The following is a 312-nucleotide window of genomic DNA, read 5'->3' on the forward strand; positions in this document are numbered from 1 at the left end:
GCATATCGCGGCCGGAGACCACGATGCCGCGCTCGCCGCGCGAGGCGGTCCACTGGCCGGGATCGGTCGTGACCGGCGTGATCGTGCCGTTGTAATCGATACTCACCACGTCGAAACTGCGGGCGTCGTGGTCGCCGAATACGGACTCGGTGGCGGCCGCATCGGCCCAAGCGTCCGGCACCTCAGGCGCGATTTCGGGCGCGCGCTGCACCACGGCCAGCACATCCTCGTCGGTCACGGCGAGCACCGTGCGCACGTTCCAGCCAGCCGGCGTGAACGGGCGGCCGTGCATTGTCAGACGGTTGGTGTCCG

Annotated in this window: 1 protein-coding gene; it reads right to left on the bottom strand. The window is 69.6% G+C overall.

Annotated elements, in window-relative coordinates; genetic code table 11:
• Positions 1-312, bottom strand: a 312-nt coding sequence (locus DKT72_RS19130; protein ID WP_220628180.1) for a hypothetical protein, incomplete at both ends; no start/stop codon positions are given.

The organism is Confluentibacter sediminis (genome assembly GCF_003258355.1).
Classification (GTDB): Bacteria; Bacteroidota; Bacteroidia; order Flavobacteriales; family Flavobacteriaceae; genus Confluentibacter; species Confluentibacter sediminis.